Here is a 17512-nt window from a genome sequence, read left to right as displayed (position 1 = left end):
TCACCTGGAGTTCTCATGGCTTTTCAATCGCCAGTCCCATCCTCGGTTCGCCCGCGCAAATCTGCGGCTGTAGTCATTTTCCTTTGTTTCCTGGCCATCGTTTTCGACGGCTACGACCTGGTCGTCTACGGCGCCATCGTTCCCAAGCTTCTGGCCTACAAGCCTTGGGGGCTCACCCCTGTCGAGACGGGAGCAATCGGCAGTTACGCTCTGGCCGGAATGTTCATCGGCGCCATTCTCATCGGTTACCTCACTGACATCGTTGGCCGCCGCAAGGTCATGATGGCTTCAATCGCGGCCTTCTCACTCCTGATGCTGCTGACCGCCTGGGCTCCGACCCCGGAACTGTTCGGCGTTTTCCGCTTCCTGGCAGGCCTGGGCCTGGGCGGCGTCATTCCCACCGCAATCGCGTTGACAGTCGAGTTCTCCCAGTCTCACCGCCGCAACTTCAATAATGCCCTGATGTTCTCGGGGTACGCCGTGGGCGGCATCCTGGCTGCCCTGCTTTCTCTTGCTTTCCTGTCGTCACTGGGCTTCCAGGGCATGCTGGCCCTCGGCGGTATCCCCTTGGTCGTGGTTGTTCCCCTGCTTTTCAAGCTACTCCCGGAGTCGCCGGCCTACCTTGCAGCCAAAGGTGACAGGGCGCGGGCCGAGCAAATCATTTCCGACTATGGCCTTGAGCCACTGCCGCCAGTCCGGGCTGCGGGAGCCGCACCTGAGAAGGGCAGGTTCCGCACCCTCTTGACGGGTAAGCTCCTCGTCGGAACGATCCTTTTCTCATTGGCCGGTATCTGCGGGCAGACCCTCGTATACGGCTTGAACACCTGGCTTCCGCAGCTCATGGTCATCGCCAAGTACTCACTGGCTTCGTCCTTGACCTTCCTTCTCACGGTCAACATCGGTGCCGTGGTGGGCGTTCTTGTGTCCTCCCGGATGGCAGACAAGTTCGGCCCCCGCAACGTCACCGCGATTTCTTTTGCCTGCTCCGGTGTTGCCTTGGTTCTTATGGGTACAGGGATCATGCCCCTGTTCGCCATGTACTTCCTGGTCGCAGTGGTGGGCTTCGGTTCAGTTGGCGCGCAGATCCTCGTCAACGGCTTCGTGGCCACGTATTTCTCGGCTGCCACCCGGGCCACCGCCCTCGGGATCACGTTGGGCGTCGGGCGTATCGGCGCCGTGCTGGCCATCTCCGGTGGTGGGGTGCTGGTGGCGGCCGCCCTGGGCAACTTCATCAATTTCTCCATCTGGGCAGTGGCCGCAGCCATCGGCGTCGTTGCCATCCTGGCCGTGCCGCGCCGTTCAGCAACTGCGGATGAAAACGCGTCCGCTCCGGCTGCCGCATCCAACACCATTCCTCACTGACCACCGTCATTCAGGCGGCCCCGCCGCTCGTGCTGAATTACATCTATTAAGGAGTCACCTTGCAGACGCAACTCATCATTGACAATGAGCCCCGGAGCGGCCGCGAAGGCAGGACGTTTGAACGTCGTCACCCTGTCACGGGTGCTCTCGTGACGGAGAGTGCAGCAGCTGACGTGAACGACGCACTCGACGCGGTGGAATCGGCCGCCAAGGCATTCACCACCTGGTCCACCTCGGGCCCCAGCGAGCGGCGGGCAGTGATGCTCAAGGCCGCCGAAATAATGGAACGTCGCGGCCCGGAATTCATTGAGACCATGATGTCCGAAGTTGGTGCAGCCCAGCTCTGGGCCGGTTTCAACGTCTTCCTCACGGCCCAACTGTTCCGGGAGGCAGCCGGCCTTGCTACCCAGATCCAGGGCGAGACGCTTCCAACCGACAAGCCCGGCACCCTGTCAATGACCGTTCGGCAGCCTGCCGGCGTGGTGCTCAGCATGGCGCCGTGGAACGGAGCAGGCGTGCTTGCCGCCCGGGCCATCGCTTACCCCATTGTCTGCGGCAACACGGTGGTTTTCCGCGCGTCGGAAACGAGCCCACGTACCCACGCCATCATCGCCGAGGTGCTGCATGAGGCCGGAGTCCCCGCTGGTGTCCTCAACTTCATCACCAGCACCGCAGAAGACTCGGATGCGGTGGTTGAGGCCATCATCGCCCACCCGTCAGTTCGCCGCATCAACTTCACCGGGTCGACATCAGTCGGCCGCATCATCGCCGAAAAGGCAGCCCGCCATCTCAAGCCGGTTCTGCTTGAACTGGGCGGCAAGGCACCTTTCGTAGTCCTTGACGACGCTGACATTGATGGCGCGGTCAATGCAGCGGTCTTTGGATCTTTCCTCTACCAGGGCCAAATCTGCATGTCCACCGAACGCTTCGTGGTCGATGACAAGGTTGCGGACGAGTTCGTTGCAAAGTTCGCAGCACGTGCAGCGGAGTTGGGTGCGGGGGACCCCTTGACGGACGAAGCCTGCATTGTGGGTCCGATGATCCGGGAAGAGTCCGGTACGCGAATCAACGGGCTCATCGAGGACGCCCTGGCCAAGGGCGCTGAACTCGTAGTCGGTGACCGTGCAAACGGTGCCTCCATGCCTGCCACCATTGTGGACAGGGTCCGGCCGGAGATGTCGATCTACGATCAGGAAACATTCGGTCCAATAACCACCGTAGTCCGCGTATCCGGCGTGGAAGAGGCGGTCCAGGTGGCCAACGATACCGAGTACGGTCTGGCGGCCGCAGTCTTTGGAGCCGACAGCACCCGGGCTCTGCAGGTGGCCATGCGGATCCAGGCCGGCCACGTCCACGTCAACGGGGCCACCGTCCAAAATGAGGCGCAGGCCCCCTACGGCGGCATGAAAAACAGCGGCTACGGCCGGTTCGACGGCCGGGCGGTCATCAACGAATTCACGGAACTCAAGTGGATCACCATAGAGCAGTCTGATCAGCAGTACCCCTTCTAGGCCCAAATCACCCTGGCAACGAATCAGAACAATATCCAAGGAAGTCATGACCATGCAGGTAACCGCAGCAGTGGCACGCGAGCCCAGGCAGCCGCTCACGATTGAAGAACTTGAGCTTGATGAACTCCGGCCAGGTGAAGTGCTCGTAAAGATGGTGGCCACCGGTGTGTGCCATACGGACGCCATTGTCCGCGACCAGGTGTATCCGACCCCATTGCCGGCAGTTCTTGGGCATGAAGGAGCCGGAATTGTCGAAAAAGTAGGGGCTTCAGTCACGACGGTTCAGCCGGGAGACCATGTGCTGCTCGCTGCTGCGTATTGCGGGAAATGCGACCGCTGCCGTTCCGGTCAAATGGCGTACTGCGAAAATCTCTTCGCCGCTGACTTCGGAGGCCGGCGGGCGGACGGAACTACTGCGTTGAGCAAGGACGGGGAGGTCATTTCCTCCCATTTCTTCGGCCAGTCGTCCTTCGCAACGTACGCGAATGTTGTCGAGGAAAGCGTCGTCCGGATTGGCGCGGACGTCCCGCTGGAGATCGTGGCACCACTCGGTTGCGGTATCCAAACGGGAGCCGGAGCGGTCCTCAACGAGTTGAAGCCAGCATTGAACAGCACTCTTGTTGTCATTGGTACTGGTGCGGTCGGGTCCGGCGCCATTATGGCCGGGAGGGTAGCAGGCTGCGCCCGCATTATTGCCGTGGACATCCACACCTCGCGGCTTGATCTCGCAAAGGAGCTTGGTGCGACGGACGCGATCAACACCAAGGAACTCGACCTTACGGAGGAGATCCTTCGACTGACGGACGGCCGCGGCGCCGATTATGTGGTTGACACCACGGCGCGGCCGGAGTTGCTCCGCAAAGCGGCCGACGCCCTGGCCTTACGGGGCACCCTTGCCCTGGTCGGGGCAGCGAAGCCGGGAACCGAGGTTACTTTCGAGATCGGCCTGTCACTCGTGAAGGGCTGGACGTTCAAAACCATCATTCAAGGCAGCTCCGTGCCCCAGGTTTTCATTCCCAAGCTCATCGAACTGTGGAAGGAAGGCCGCTTCCCGATGGACAAGCTCATGCGCAACTACGGCCTTGAGGAGATTAACCAGGGCTTCGAGGACTCGGCCAAGGGAACGGTCATCAAACCGGTCATTGTGTTCCAGCAGTGATCAGCAGTCCTACTGCCTGAGGTTCGTCACCTCGCACAGGAGAGGTCGACGGCGGTTTTCCACCCGCCGTCGACCTCTTCTGTGTTCAGCCCTGCCAGCCAGCAGGACTTATGCGATCCCTAGCTCACGCCCGAGGCGTCACGTGCGAGGAGTTCTGTGGTCCGCATGATCGCTGAGCGCCGCCGGGTTTGATCAGGCGTGCCCGTGATGACGACATGAACGTTCTGGCTCGTCATCCACGCGTGGCACAAGGTGATAATAGTGAGCAGGAGATCCTCTGCGTAAGACTCGCTTATGCCGGAAAGTGCGGCGCGGATCTCCGTTACCTTGCCGGCCGCATGTATGGCCCGTTTCTCTGCACCGACCGGATTGTCCCGCTCCAGGCCCTCCCAGGCGGCAAGGCGCGCCAGGCATGGATGGCTCGTAACAAAGTCGAAGTACCGTCCTGCGAACTCGGCAACGGCCACTGGTCCAGACTCACGTATGGGTAGATCGCCCAGTGCTGAACCGAGCTCCCGTGTAAGTGCGGCCTCAAAGAGTTTTGCCTTGTTCCCAAAGTAGAAATAGATCCGCTCTTTGTTGCATCCCGCCCTTTTGGCTATGTCGTCCACACGTGCACCCGAAAAGCCGCGTTCGGAAAACTCGGATACAGCTGCGTCGAGGAGCTTCGCCTTTGTTGCGTCCGTGTCCCATGCCATACGTCAATCGTAACTCCAACTGACCGTTTGCAATTTCACGGGGGTAGGCCTACGGTTAGTCCAACCGAACGTTTGGAGACTGGATGGAACACGAGGGCAGGGCTCTTGCCGCCGATGAAACGGACATGCATCACCGTCACGCAACCGGCATTGCATCCGTGCATGTCCGTGCGGTCGTAACGTGGCTGGCCATATTTCCGATGGCCGCAGCAGGCATGTGCGCCCTGGGGGCGCTGGCTCCGCAACTGCACCCTGTGCTGCGCGCGTTCGTTCTAACCCTGGTGGTGGTCCCCATCGCGGTGTACTTCGCGGTGCCCCGGCTCCTCCTGCTTCAAACACAACTCGGAAGGGCGAGGCGCACCAGAGTGCAGCGCCGTGCGAAACGCATGTAGCGGTTCCGCAACCGGGGATGCTTGCCATCCCCGTGACCATGACAAGGAGATTGCAGTGCAGATAACTGCTGCTGTAGCACGTGAGAACGGCGCTCCATTCACGATTGAACAGCTCGAGCTGGACGATCTGCGCCACAATGAAGTCCGGGTCCGCATGGTGGCGACCGGAATATGCCATACCGACACCCTTGTCCGAGACGGCGTCTACCCCACCCCGCTGCCAGCCGTCCTGGGCCACGAAGGTGCGGGGATCGTCGAGGCAGTCGGTGACTCGGTCCTTTCGGTGGTGCCTGGCGACCACGTGGTCCTGGCGGCTGCGTACTGCGGCCACTGCAAGCGGTGCCGCAATGGCCAGATGGCCTACTGCGAAAATTTGATGGCCGCGGATTTCGGTGGGCGCCGTGCGGACGGTGCGACGTCCCTGAGCAAGGACGACGAGGTTATTTCATCCCACTTCTTTGGACAGTCGTCCTTTGCCACCTATGCAAACGTCGTCGAAGAGTCGGTTGTCCGTGTAGACAAGGACATCCCCCTGGAGCATCTCGGACCGCTAGGTTGCGGGATTAACACCGGTGCCGGCACCGTCCTGAATGAACTCAAGCCGGAAATTGGATCCTCGCTCGTTGTCTTCGGCACGGGGGCAGTGGGTTGCGCGGCAGTGATGGCAGCGCAAGTGGCGGACTGTGCCACCATCGTCGCGGTGGATATCCACGACTCACGCTTGGAACTCGCCCGGGAACTTGGGGCAACACACGTCATCAACTCGAAGACCGAGGACGTGGCGGAACGGTTGCGTGAGGTCACAGCAGGTGCCGGTGTCGACTACGTTGTGGATACCACTGGAATTCCTGCGCTGCTTCGCCAGGCGGCCGACGCTTTGGGCGTCCGTGGAACAGTCGCGCTCGTCGGCGCGGCGAAGCCCGGCACCGAAGTCGCCTTCGAAGTAGGCGCATCGCTGGTGAAAGGCTGGACCTTCAAGACCGTGGTCCAGGGCAGTTCCGTGCCCCAGGCGTTCATTCCGCGGCTTATCCAACTGTGGAGGGCGGGACGCTTTCCCTTCGAAAAGCTCGTCGGCGACTACAGCCTTGAGGACATCAACCAAGGCTTCGAGGACTCCAAGAGCGGCAAGACAATCAAACCGGTCATCATCTTCTGATCCGGATCGTGCCGGCTGGGCGGCGGCGGTTTCGACCGTCGTCGCCCACTTCCGTTTGCTGCCAAAGCTTAGGAGTCCGGGGTGTGTGGCAGTCCCCAGCGGTGGCGAATTGTGGACACCAACATCTCGAAATCTTCGGCCATATCCGGGTAGCCCGGATCAGACAACCACTGGATCTGCAGCCCATCCATGGCTGCGATGAGGCTGCGGGCAATTGAATCGACGGGCGCGTCCTCAGCCAGTGTCCCGTCCTCCGCGGCTTCGCCGAGCGCCTGCCGGATTCGCTGGGCCGAGCTTTGATGGTGGCTCCGCAGCCAGGCGTTTGCTGGATGCTGGGGGTCCACTGCCTCAGCTGCGACCGTGGTGAACAGCCGGACAATCCCTTGCTGTTGCTGGTTGAGCCGTACGAGTTCGACGAGGGATTCCAGATACGCCCAGCCCCTAGGGTGGGCCTGCCCAGGTTGCGCAATGCGGGCCTGGTCCACTTCATCGCGGCGGTCCATGGTGGCCTGCAAAAGGAGATCCTTGGTGGGGAAGTAGTGCACCAAGCCGGAGAGACTCATTCCGCACCCCCGGGCAATTGCGCTCATTGTTAGCCCTCTGAAGCCCTCTACGGAGAACAACTGGGTGGCCGCCGTGAGGATCTCCTCACGGCGAATGGTGCCATCAGCTCCCTTCGGACGGCCGCTCGGGCGGCGTGGCGGACGGGCAGCGGTGGCAGCCTGCATGATGTCTCCTGGATGTGCCGCAACGGTGGCGGGCCGCTGCTTCAGCGGACCGCCACCGTCTCTGGAATGGACGTAAGGATTGCCTCACGCGAGGCGCCGGAAAAGCTCTCAAAGATTGTCCGGTACGCGTGCAATCCATAACAGCCTACGGCCGGAAGGAAGCCGGGGCGTAGGGCGGTGCTACCGAACTCCCTTGATGGGCAGGATGACGAGAGCTCCAGCGAGCGCTGCTGCTGCAGCAGCACCCAGCAGCAGGCCATAGTTGGGTGTTGCCGCTGCCCCGACGGTCAGGAGCCATGCGCCTGCAAAAGGCGCCAGGGACTGCGGCGCTGCATTGGCCATGTTGAAGACGCCCAGATCCTTTGCGGTGCTGTTGGCGTTAGGGAGGACTTCCAGTACCAAGGCCATGTCCACGCTTGCGTAAATGCCGAAGGCGACACCCAGCAAAGCCTCGACGAGGTAGAACTGTTCAACGCTTTCCACGTGGACGAGGACATACGTACCGAGGGCGAAAAGGGCGGTCGCCACAGCGACCGGGAGCTTTCGGTGGCCGGTGCGGTCGGACAACCATCCTGCCAGGTAGCTCGCCGGCACGAGGGCCACCGTATATACGAGCACTCCCATGAACACTGCGCCGGCTGCCTGGGCTGTTTCAAGGTGCAGCCGATCCACGATGAAGGGAAGACGGAATGAAGTGAACATGAAGCTGGACAGGAAGATCAGGAACCTTGACCACCAGGCAAAACCGTAATCACGGTGCTTAATCGGGTTGACCCAAAAGGACTGTACGAGCTCCTTCGCAGTGAATTTTGCCGGGCGTGTTTCCAGAACGGGGTCTGGCAGGACGAGTGCGTAGATCACCATGCCGACGACGCCAACGGCAGCAGGTGCCATGAAGAGCAGCAGCATGTCGGTCGCGAAGAGGGACGCGAACCACGTGGCCGCCAGGATGCCGACGTTCTGCATCACGCCGATAGTGGCAGAAACACTGGCGTACTGCTTTTCGGGCAACTGATCTGCCAGGGTGGCGACAAACGGACTGATGGCTGCGTTGGCTCCGAGCTGTGCGACGAACCAGCCGATCATGAGTACCTCGGGGCTGGTTGCCTGGCTGATCACCAGCAGCGCTGCAGCCATGACAACGGTGCCGCCGATCAACCACGGCCGGCGGCGGCCGAAGCGGGAAGTCGTTCGGTCGGAGAGTCGTCCGAACACAGCATTGCCGATGACGGCCGCGAGGGCACCTATACCCAGGACGGAACCGACGATGCTTGTCCGCGACGTGGGATCTTCGGTAAGCGTTGAGACTTTTAAGGCCATCGAGACCATGACGGGTCCCAGGAGGGCAATGAACAGGGTCAGTTGGGCAAGGGCCAGGGCCGCTATGAACAACGGTCCTTTGGGTTCTGTAGGCCTTTCTCCGCATGCTAGGCCGGTGGGACGCTGCCCCCTCGTGCGGGGGGCAAGGACGTTGTGGTTTCCGATGGACATCTATGTCTCCGAGATTTGGGCGCCGGGAGGCGAAGTGCAAGGTTTGCCGTAGCTAAATAGCTAATAGTGACTATTCATTATTACGGTACTGTGCGCTTCGCCACAAGCCTGTAGTCGGTGACTTTTTGTGACGAAATCCCAGAGGCGCGAAGAAGCGTGGCCCGCCCTTGGCTGGCCACGCTTCTTGTTCCGCGGCAATGCGGTCGTAAGCCCGGCACCAGAGGTCTTGCCGTGGCCCGGAAGTCCGCTGTACTTGCTGAGGGGCCAGGCCCTATGCGTGGAGCATTGCCCCGGTAATCTCCGCGGTCGTCTGGAACTCGGCGATGTTCGTCAAGGCGTAGGACAGTGCCGCCCCGTGCCAGTCTGCGTTGATGCTTGATGTTGCGTCCGTCGCGAGGACCGCTCGATAGCCGTGGTCCGCCGCGTCACGCACCGTGTGTTCCACGGCCATGTTGGTCCAAACTCCTGCCACGACAACCGTATTTACTCCCGCGTTCCGCAGCAGCACATCCAGGCCGGTGCCGTTGAAGCTGCTCATTCGGTTGCGGATCAAGACGGGCTCGTCCGGAAGCGCCTCCAAACCTTCCAAGGCATCTGCGCCCCAGGACCCGAGCTTCAGTGACTCCGGGCCGATCATCTGGAAGATAGGGGCATTGGTGCCGCCATACTTGCCGCCAGGGTAGAACACAATGCGGTTGTGGATGACCGGCATTGAATTGCTTCGCGCCCACTCGAGCAACTGCCGCACATGGGGGACCAAGCCCTGCTCGCGGGCGTGGTCGGCTGCCCCGAAGGAGGCGAAAGCGCCCTCCGGATGGGCGTTGTCATTTTGAAGATCTACCAGCAGTAGTGCTGTATTGCCGGCAGTAAGGGGAACGTTGGCCATGGAGTCTCCTGTTTCGTATGGCTAGGGGGATCGGTTGGATCACCATAAGCTGAAACCCTCGATTCGAGGTATTCTATTCCCGCGCAGAGGAAAAGCTGGGCCGCAGTGGCGGGCCCAGCCTTGGTAACCCTGTATCAACGCAAGGCGTGGCGCCGGGTTCAGCTCGTGGGGTCCACGAGCAGTTTCATCTTCCTGCCTGCGCGGAGTTGCTCGAAGCCGTCTTCGATGACTCCGGTGAGGGGAATGTCTTCGACCCATCCTGTGGTGTTGTAGTGGTCCTTTGCCATGAGGTCGATGACGGCGGAGTAGTCGGTGCTGGTGTAGCAGATGGTGCCTTGGATGCGGCGTTCCCTGAGGACAAGGTTGATCAGGGGGGTTGGCAGCGGCTTTTCGTAGATGGCCACGCTGATGAGGGGGCGGCGTTCCCCGAGGCATTCGAGGGCTGACTGAACAGCGGGGGCGACTCCTGCAGCGTCAAAGGCGGCGTCTACTCCGTCTCCGTTGGTCCGGTCGCCTATGAGGGCCGTGACGTCTTCCTTTGTTGGGTCCAGGGTGCGGGCACCGAGGGCCTCGATGGACTTGCGGCGGGTCTCAGAGGGTTCGACGACGTCAATTTCTGTGAGTCCCATTCCGCGCAGGGCAAACCAGAGGCCGATGCCGATGGGGCCGGCTCCGTAGATCAGTGCCCTGCTTTGGTCGTTGACTTCTCCCAGGGTGGCTGCGTGGTAGGCGACGGACATCGGTTCGACGAGTGCCCCCATTTCCAGCGAGACATTGTCGGGAAGCTTATGGACTTGGTTGACCGGGACGACGGTGTATTCAGCCATGCCACCATCTGCCATCAGCCCATGGAAACCGATCACGTTGCACAGGTTGTAGAGGCCCGTTCTGCAGGGCCGACACTCGCCGCACCGGTAGATGGGCTCCACGACAACGCGGTCACCTTGATGGACATTGGTGACACCCCGGCCGACTTCCGTGACCAACCCGGAGAATTCGTGGCCCAGTGTCAGGGGCAGGCATTTGCCTGTGAGCGGGTGCGGCTCGCTGGGCGGGATGAAGATTGGGCCGTCGTAATACTCGTGGAGGTCGGTGCCACAGATGCCGTTGCGGCTGACTTTGATCTTTACTTGGCCCTCGCCTGGAGTGGGTTCCGGGACGTCTTCAATTTCGACTTTGTTTTTGCCGTAGTACACCGCTGCGCGCATTGCGCCTCCTCGAATGTGTGTCCAGTTTTAGATGGTGCGGACAAGCTTTTTGTTGGCGAACTCGTTCAGGCCGTACTTGCCCAGTTCCCGGCCGATGCCCGAGCTTTTGACGCCACCGAAGGGCAAGTCGGGAGCACTCTTGATGGTGGTGTTGATTCCCACCATGCCCACTTCCAGGCGGTCGGTGACGTAGGCGGCCTGCTTCTCGTCGTTCGTGAATATGGCGCTGCCGAGGCCGTAGGGCGAGTCGTTGGCCAGTGTGATCGCTTCATCGACGGAGTTCACCCGGTGGAGTACGGCTACTGGTCCAAACAGTTCTTCCCGGTACGCGCGCATGTCCGGTGTGACGCCGGACAGGACGGTCGCCGGGTAGTAGGAACCGCGGCCTTCGGGGATATACCCGCCGAGGTGGACGGCGGCTCCCTTGGCTACCGCATCGTCGACCTGTTCGGCGAGTTCTGCCCTTGCTTGGGCGGACGACATCGGACCGAGGCGGGTGTCCTCGCTCATGGGGTCACCGATTTGCCATTCGGCTGCCTTTGCCAGGAACGCGTCAAGGAAGGAATCCCAATTCGCGGAGTCGACGATCAGCCTTTTCGAGGATGTGCACGCCTGGCCGGCATTCCCGAACCGGCCTGCGGCCGCCGCGGCGGCAGCCTTTTCCACATCGGCTGAGGGAAGCACCAGAAACGGGTCTGACCCTCCGAGCTCAAGGACGCATTTCTTCAGGTGCTGTCCCGCCAGTGCGCCGATGGCGCTGCCTGCCTTTTCGGAACCTGTGAGGGATACGCCCTGCAGTTCCGGGCTGGCGATGAGGTCCGCCACCTGTCCCGACGTGGCGAATATGTTCTGGTAGACCCCGTCAGGCGCACCGGCGGCACGAATGATGTCCTCGATCCGCAATGCCTGCTGCGGGCAGTTGCTCGCATGCTTGAGCAGAATCGTGTTTCCCAGCAGCAAATTAGGGGCGATGAACCGTGCTGCCTGGTAGTAAGGGAAGTTCCACGGCATGACGCCAAGGAGCGGCCCAATGGACGCTGTTCGAACCAGGGCCCGGCCGGCTCCCGCAATATCGAGTTCCTCGTCTGCGAGGAGTTGTTCTCCAGAGGTGGCGTAGTACTCATAGATGGCCGCGGACAGTTCGACTTCGGTCTTGGCCTGGGCGATGGGTTTGCCCATCTCCAGCGCCATGAGCTTGGCAAGGTCGATGGAGTGCTGCCGGTGCAGGTCCGCTATCCGTTGCAGGAGGGCGCAGCGTTCGGCGAGGTCCTTCGCATGCCAGGACTGATAGGCCTTGTAGGAGCGCTTCAGGGAAGCCGCCACCTCCGAGTCGGTCATGGTGTCAAATTCCTGGACTACGTTGCCACTGGTGGGATCAACAGTTGCATATTTCTTCATTGAAAGACTTTCATCATGTTGGGGCAGCCCGGGAAGGATAGATGGCCTTGTCCTTCCCGGGCGGCCGGGAGCCTTCTTCAGGCAGGAGTCAGGATGTCCGCATCGGTTGCGAAGTTCGGGTACTTGTTCGAAGCTTCGTCGGAGAGGATGGACCGGTACTGCCTGATCCCGCCGAGGTAGAACATGACGGCCCGCTTCTTGCCCGGAATGTTAGCGCCGAAAATCCACGATGCCGCCTGGGGGAAGAGCGTCTGGTGGGCAATGTCGGAGCAGGTTTCAGTCCAGTCGGACTCCGTCTGGGCCTTGGCCTCAATCCATCCCGTTCCCGAGGTCGAGATGTGATCGATGGTTTCGCTGATCCACTCGACCTGCGCCTCGATTGACGGCGGCAGGTTGGTGAAGGGGCCGTTCGGCCCCAGGATCATGAACATGTTGGGGAAGCCGTTGGTTGCCATGCCGAGGTAGCTGGTCGGTCCGTCAGCCCAATGTTCCTTCAGGGTTTCGCCCCCACGTCCCCGGATATTGACGCGCACGTAGTTGCCGTCCACGGCGTCGAAGCCCGTCGCACAGATGAGTACGTCCAGTTCGTGAAGGACGCCATCAGCTGTGACGATGCCCTCTTCGGTTACCCGCTCGATGGGGTTTTCCTTGACGTTGACAAGGGATACGTTCGGCCGATTGAACGTTTCGTAGTATCCGGAATCGCACAATGGCCTGCGGGCGTAGAGATCGGTGGGCGTCAGCTTACGGCGTGTTTCCGGATCCTTGACGATCTCGGCAATCTTGCGACGGATGAATTTCGCGGCTTCTTCGTTGGCCTCAGGGTCCGTGGCAATATCCGAGAAGGTCTCGAACATGAAGCGGAAACCGCCTCCTTCCTCCCAGACCCGCTGGTAAATCCGCTCCCGTTCTTCGGGGGAAACGCTGAAAGTCGGGACCGTGCTTTCTTCGAAGCCCATGGCAACAGAGGAGTTGCGGACCTGATCCCAGTTGGCCTCGAAGTTGTCCCGGTGGGCCCTCTGCTCCTGTTCCGTGAGCTTGCGGTTGCCTGCGGGAACGCTGTACTGCGGCGTGCGCTGGAATGACGTCAGATGAGCTGCGATCGGAGCCGTGGCCGTGATGACTTGGTTGCCTGTGGAGCCGTTGCCGATGACACCTACCCGCTTGCCGGTGAGATCCAGGTCCTCGGGCCAAGCGCCCGTGTGTACCAAGCGGCCTTTGAAGGTTTCCATGCCCGGAAACTTCGGCAGGTTGGTGGCAGAGAGCAGGCCCAGCCCCGTGACAAGGAATCGCGATCGGAAGGTAACCCCGCGGTCCGTGCGAACCGTCCAGATTCCTGCAGCCTCGTCGAACTCCGCCTCCGTCATTCCGGTTTCAAGCTGGATATGGCGGCGGAGGCTGTATCGGTCGACGACCCCGTTCAGGTATTTGAGAATTTGAGCCTGGGGGACGTACTTGGTGTCCCACGGAGTCTGCTGGTACAGCTCACGGTCAAAAGAGTACTGGTAGACAAAACTTTCAGAATCGGAAAGGGCTCCCGGGTACTTGTTCCAGTACCAGGTGCCGCCAACGCCTCCGGCCCGGTCAATGGCCACAGCGTTAAGGCCGAGCTCGTTGCGGAGCTTGTGCAGCATGTAGATGCCGCCGAAGCCGGCTCCTACGACGAGTGCGTCGAGCTGCTGGGTCTCGTTAGGGACGACTTTGTCCATGATGGTGCTCCTCCGGCTAATAGGACGGTGTGAGATAATTCACTTCGTGTAACCAGTCTGCGGCGGCGGAAGAGGGGCTGAGTGTTTCAACTTGAAACACTGGGACGGGGCCCGAAATACCGGCTTTGATACCCGGAAAGCAATAATTGTCACCGCTCGCTTGCCCGGGAGGGATGAAACTGCAAAGGTGCAACATGACTGATCCAGTGCGGGAGGCACGTGAAAAACTAATTCGTGCCGGACTAACGGGGGTCTACCAGGCAGACGAATCGGTTCCGGACCTTATCGTCCGCAGTTGGCGCCGATCGATCGGCAGCGCAGTTGAAGCCTCAGGGCCTGCACAACGGTACCGCGACGTAGATACCGACACACTCCTGGGCAGGGCTGCTGTGCCGGTACTTGACCGGTGGCAGCATCAACTGGAAGACACCGGAACTACCCTGTTCCTGAGCGATCGCGGCGGCAGCATCGTCGACAGGCGGACGAGCGACAGCAGTGAGCGCCGGCGCTTGGACAACATGCATGCCGCAGAGGGGTTCGACTACTCCGAGGACGCCATCGGTACAAATGCACTGGGCACGTCGATGGTGGAAAAGCGGCCAGTGTTCGTCAAGGGAAGCCAGCACTACAGCGACGCGTTGGCAACGAACGCCTGCGCGGCCGCGCCCATCTATACGCCGGCTGGTCTTGTGGTGGGTTCGATCGCCTTAGGTGGGCCAATACAAGCGGCAAATCCGATCATGCTTTCGCTGGCGCGGGAGATCAGCCAGCAGATCGAGGAGAGGCTTCGAACGTCTGCGCGGCCCCAGGACCTTGCGCTGGCTATGTCGTTCATGCGCTTTACCAGTTCCCAGCGGCCCACGGTCGTGCTGGACCACGAATCGATCCTCGCCAATACCCCGGGCCTGCCGTATGTGAATGTCGCTTCCCACGTCATGCTTTGGGAAGTGCTCAACGCCCATAACTGGTCTTCCTCGCCGACGCTCAGGCGTGAACTCGAGGGAACGATGCTCGAAATTACGGCACGCAGGGTCAGTGACGGGCCGCGGGTTCATTTTGTTGTTCACTTCTCTGAGATGGAGCCATTACTGCGCGGCGGACCAGCTGCGCCCGGCCTGTTGAATATCGGTGCGCATTCCGTGTCCGGTCCCCTCGTGGCCGCCCCAGGGCAAGCGATCGCTGTCGTCGAGGGGCCAGTCGGCACCGGACGGGCGACGGCAGCCCTGGACCTTCGAGCCACATGGGGCAAATCGGGCCCAGTCGAAGTATTCGTAATGTCGGCTGCATTGCCTACGCCCTGGGACCAGGTCGAGTCACTTTTACAGCAAGGCAAAGATGTCCTCCTACGCAGGCTTGAACACGCCGGCAGCGACGACTTCAGTGTGTTCTCCAGGATCGTGGATGCGGTGCAGAGGAGATGGACAGCTGGTGATCGTTCCGGAAGCCTTTTGGTCACGGTGTTCCGCGAAGACGCGCCCCAAGGAGTCCAGGCCTTCATAGACGCCTTGGGGATTAATGTGCGGACGGCGCCACTGGCTCAAACTCCGGAACGCATTCCGGGGATGGTGACAAGGATTCTCAATGAAGTCGACGCTGGGTCGCGGCACACGATGTCCCCGGCTGCGCTGCAGTCCTTGGTTCAGTGGAACTGGCCCGGCAATGTGGCCGAGTTGGCAAGGACGGTCACCGATCTGGTTCGATCGGTCAATGCTTCGGTCATCGAAAGACGGCATCTGCCAAAGCATCTTCAGCAGGCGCCTCCCCGGCGCCCCCTGTCGCTGATGAAGACTGCTGAGCGCGATGCCATTATTAAGGCCCTTGATGCCACCGGTGGTAACAAGTCGGAGGCAGCGGATTTGCTGGGAATGGGCAGGACGACGCTTTACCGCCGTCTCCGTCAGCTCGGTCTCGATTCAGGCGAGGCGACCATGTGAGTAGTCCGCATCACCTGCGGTGACCTGGTTCCTGGAAACCTTACTCAGGTTCATGACTTCGTGCAGAACAGCCTTGACTGCAGGATTCGTATCGTTCGGGCGCCAGGCGGCTCTGAGGTCGACGTCTGCGGTGGCGTCCGCCAGGGGAACGAAGACTACGTGTGGATCGGTCGCACTGTCTGCCACCGATGCCAACGTAAGGTGGCACCCTACTTCCGCGCTGACAAGAGCCAGCGCTGTCTGGGTGTCGGGTGCCACCTGGATGACATTGGGAACAAAGCCGTTGTCTCGTGCGAGCCGACGAAGCCGGTCGGGCAACACCGCGCCTTCGTAGGACGGCAAGGAGATGAACGCTTCCGCGGCCAACTTTGCGATCGCTAACCGGCGCGCTCCCGCCAGCGGATGCGTGTCGGGGAGTGCGATCACTAGGGAGTCCCGCAGCACAACTTCCGATGCGATTTCGGCCGGAATCACATCCCACCGTCCGAAAGCGACATCGGTCTCACCCTGCACCAGCTTTGTCATGGCGGGTTGGGCGAAGTTTTGGCTGGAAAGGTCCAGCTGTATGCCTGGCCGTTGTGCCCTCACCAAACGTGCCAAGCGCGCAACCAATTGATGCGTGGAGGCGCCCGCGAAGGCTATGCGAACGAGCCCGGATTCCCCGCCATCCGCCGATCGGACCGCGTCTTCGGCGCGGCGCAGGGCATCGAGGACTTCCGTAGCCGGACCCACAAGCGCCCGACCGCTGGACGTCAGTTTTACAGATCGGGTTGTCCGGTCCAACAGCCTCGTATTCAGCTCATTTTCGAGTTGCTTTATGGTCCGGCTCAGGGGCGGCTGCGCGACGTGGAGCCTCTCCGCGGCCCGGCCGAAATGCAGTTCTTCCGCCACGGCAAGAAAGGCGACTAGCTGGTTGATTTCCACAGCATCCCTTCCCTCATTATTGAGTTTAGAGTATCACTCGAGCTTACCCAGTTAGACGGAAAGTAAGAATCGAGCGGTGAAACGGTTCTCTAGCTCCAGTTGAAGAACCCCGTTCCGGTCTTGCGGCCGAGCTCGCCGCGGGCCACCTTCTCGCGCAGGATCTGCGGGGGTGCGAACCGTTCTCCGAGGGTCTCATGCAGGTATTCGGCGATGCCGAGCCGGACGTCCAGGCCCACGATGTCCGTGGTCCTCAGCGGCCCGGTGGGGTGCTTGTAGCCCAGCACCATAGCGTTGTCGATGTCCTCGGCGGAGGCCACGCCTTCTTCGACCATCCGCATCGCTTCCAGGGCGATGGCCACGCCCAGGCGGGATGAGGCGAACCCTGGGGCATCATTGACGACGACGGCGGTCTTGCCGAGTGCCTCCACCCAGTCACGCGCCGCGGCCGCCAGCGGCTCGGAGGTCTTGTTCCCCACGACCACCTCGATGAGCGTGGAGGCCGGGACCGGGTTGAAGAAGTGCAGCCCGAGGAAGTCCTGCGGACGGTCGAGTTCCTCAGCCAGGCCGTTCACGGACAGGGATGACGTGTTGGAGGCCAGCACGGCACCGTTGCCGAGTTCGGCCTCGACGGCGCGCAGGGATGAGACTTTGAGGTCCCACAATTCGGGCACGGCCTCTACCACCAGTTCCCGGTCGCCGAAGGAGGCGTAGTCCGTGGTCACCGACAAGCGGGAGGTGTAGTCGGCCGCCCTGCCTGCCAGGCCGCGGGCCAGGGACTTGCCGACGGCGTCCTCGACGCGCCCGCGGGCCGCGTCCGCAGCTTCCTGGTCACGCTCAACGACAATGACGTCGGAACCCTTGACCAGGAAGGCGTGGGCGATTCCGGCGCCCATCCGGCCGCCGCCGAGGACACCAACCTTTGGGGGGAGTCCGGCGGGAATTGCAGGGATGCTCAT

The 17512-nt window shown here is 61.4% G+C and carries 15 protein-coding genes; 6 read left to right on the top strand and 9 right to left on the bottom strand.

What is annotated here, in order from left to right:
- Positions 1 to 15 precede the first annotated feature (15 nt).
- From ACV095_RS11750 to ACV095_RS11740, 3 genes are all read left to right on the top strand, one after another.
- Positions 16 to 1362, top strand: a complete 1347-nt coding sequence (locus ACV095_RS11750; protein ID WP_478221924.1) for an MFS transporter — start codon at positions 16 to 18, stop codon at positions 1360 to 1362.
- Positions 1363 to 1511: 149 nt separating this feature from the next.
- Positions 1512 to 2873, top strand: coding sequence for an aldehyde dehydrogenase (locus ACV095_RS11745; protein ID WP_478221923.1), 1362 nt, complete (start codon positions 1512 to 1514; stop codon positions 2871 to 2873).
- A 46-nt stretch (positions 2874 to 2919) separates the two neighbouring features.
- Positions 2920 to 4032 carry an NAD(P)-dependent alcohol dehydrogenase gene (locus ACV095_RS11740; RefSeq protein WP_478221922.1) on the top strand — a complete coding sequence of 371 codons (1113 nt, stop codon included), beginning with the start codon at positions 2920 to 2922 and terminating at the stop codon, positions 4030 to 4032.
- 119 nt (positions 4033 to 4151) lie between these two features.
- Here ACV095_RS11740 and ACV095_RS11735 read toward each other — a convergent pair whose 3' ends face one another.
- Positions 4152 to 4730: a TetR/AcrR family transcriptional regulator gene (locus ACV095_RS11735; RefSeq protein WP_478221921.1), complete on the bottom strand. Its 579-nt coding sequence runs from the start codon at positions 4728 to 4730 to the stop codon at positions 4152 to 4154.
- 83 nt (positions 4731 to 4813) lie between these two features.
- On the opposite strand from ACV095_RS11735, the gene ACV095_RS11730 reads away from it, so the two are divergent.
- Both ACV095_RS11730 and ACV095_RS11725 read left to right on the top strand, forming a co-directional pair.
- On the top strand, positions 4814 to 5122 hold the full coding sequence (locus ACV095_RS11730; protein ID WP_478221920.1) for a putative antibiotic biosynthesis monooxygenase: 309 nt from the start codon (positions 4814 to 4816) through the stop codon (positions 5120 to 5122).
- A gap of 55 nt (positions 5123 to 5177) precedes the next feature.
- The gene (locus ACV095_RS11725) at positions 5178 to 6278 is read left to right on the top strand and encodes an NAD(P)-dependent alcohol dehydrogenase (RefSeq protein WP_478221919.1); all 1101 of its coding nucleotides are present in this window, start codon (positions 5178 to 5180) and stop codon (positions 6276 to 6278) included.
- A 68-nt stretch (positions 6279 to 6346) separates the two neighbouring features.
- On the opposite strand, the gene ACV095_RS11720 is transcribed toward ACV095_RS11725, so the two are convergent.
- The 6 genes from ACV095_RS11720 to ACV095_RS11695 form a co-directional block, all read right to left on the bottom strand.
- A complete protein-coding gene (locus ACV095_RS11720; RefSeq protein ID WP_478221918.1) occupies positions 6347 to 6868 on the bottom strand; it encodes a TetR/AcrR family transcriptional regulator in 522 nt (173 codons plus the stop codon).
- A gap of 318 nt (positions 6869 to 7186) precedes the next feature.
- The gene (locus ACV095_RS11715) at positions 7187 to 8398 is read right to left on the bottom strand and encodes an MFS transporter (RefSeq protein ID WP_478221917.1); all 1212 of its coding nucleotides are present in this window, start codon (positions 8396 to 8398) and stop codon (positions 7187 to 7189) included.
- 370 nt (positions 8399 to 8768) lie between these two features.
- Positions 8769 to 9383: a cysteine hydrolase family protein gene (locus ACV095_RS11710; protein ID WP_478221916.1), complete on the bottom strand. Its 615-nt coding sequence runs from the start codon at positions 9381 to 9383 to the stop codon at positions 8769 to 8771.
- A gap of 158 nt (positions 9384 to 9541) precedes the next feature.
- Positions 9542 to 10591, bottom strand: a complete 1050-nt coding sequence (locus ACV095_RS11705) for a 2,3-butanediol dehydrogenase (RefSeq protein WP_478221915.1) — start codon at positions 10589 to 10591, stop codon at positions 9542 to 9544.
- Positions 10592 to 10618: 27 nt separating this feature from the next.
- Complete coding sequence (locus ACV095_RS11700; protein ID WP_478221914.1) at positions 10619 to 11989, bottom strand: NAD-dependent succinate-semialdehyde dehydrogenase; 1371 nt, start codon at positions 11987 to 11989, stop codon at positions 10619 to 10621.
- A 77-nt stretch (positions 11990 to 12066) separates the two neighbouring features.
- A complete protein-coding gene (locus tag ACV095_RS11695; protein WP_478221913.1) occupies positions 12067 to 13698 on the bottom strand; it encodes a flavin-containing monooxygenase in 1632 nt (543 codons plus the stop codon).
- A 194-nt stretch (positions 13699 to 13892) separates the two neighbouring features.
- On the opposite strand from ACV095_RS11695, the gene ACV095_RS11690 reads away from it, so the two are divergent.
- Positions 13893 to 15632 (top strand): helix-turn-helix domain-containing protein, encoded by a 1740-nt coding sequence (locus ACV095_RS11690; protein ID WP_478221912.1) that lies wholly within the window; start codon positions 13893 to 13895, stop codon positions 15630 to 15632.
- Here the strand turns inward: ACV095_RS11690 and ACV095_RS11685 are convergent.
- Positions 15612 to 16556, bottom strand: coding sequence for a LysR family transcriptional regulator (locus ACV095_RS11685; RefSeq protein WP_324644955.1), 945 nt, complete (start codon positions 16554 to 16556; stop codon positions 15612 to 15614). The genes ACV095_RS11690 and ACV095_RS11685 overlap by 21 nt on opposite strands.
- A gap of 89 nt (positions 16557 to 16645) precedes the next feature.
- Complete coding sequence (locus ACV095_RS11680; RefSeq protein WP_478221911.1) at positions 16646 to 17512, bottom strand: 3-hydroxyacyl-CoA dehydrogenase family protein; 867 nt, start codon at positions 17510 to 17512, stop codon at positions 16646 to 16648.

The sequence above is a fragment of the Arthrobacter sp. JDC6 genome (assembly GCF_056484025.1).
Note: the sequence above shows the minus strand (reverse complement) of the source record. Positions and strands in the feature narration are given on the sequence as shown.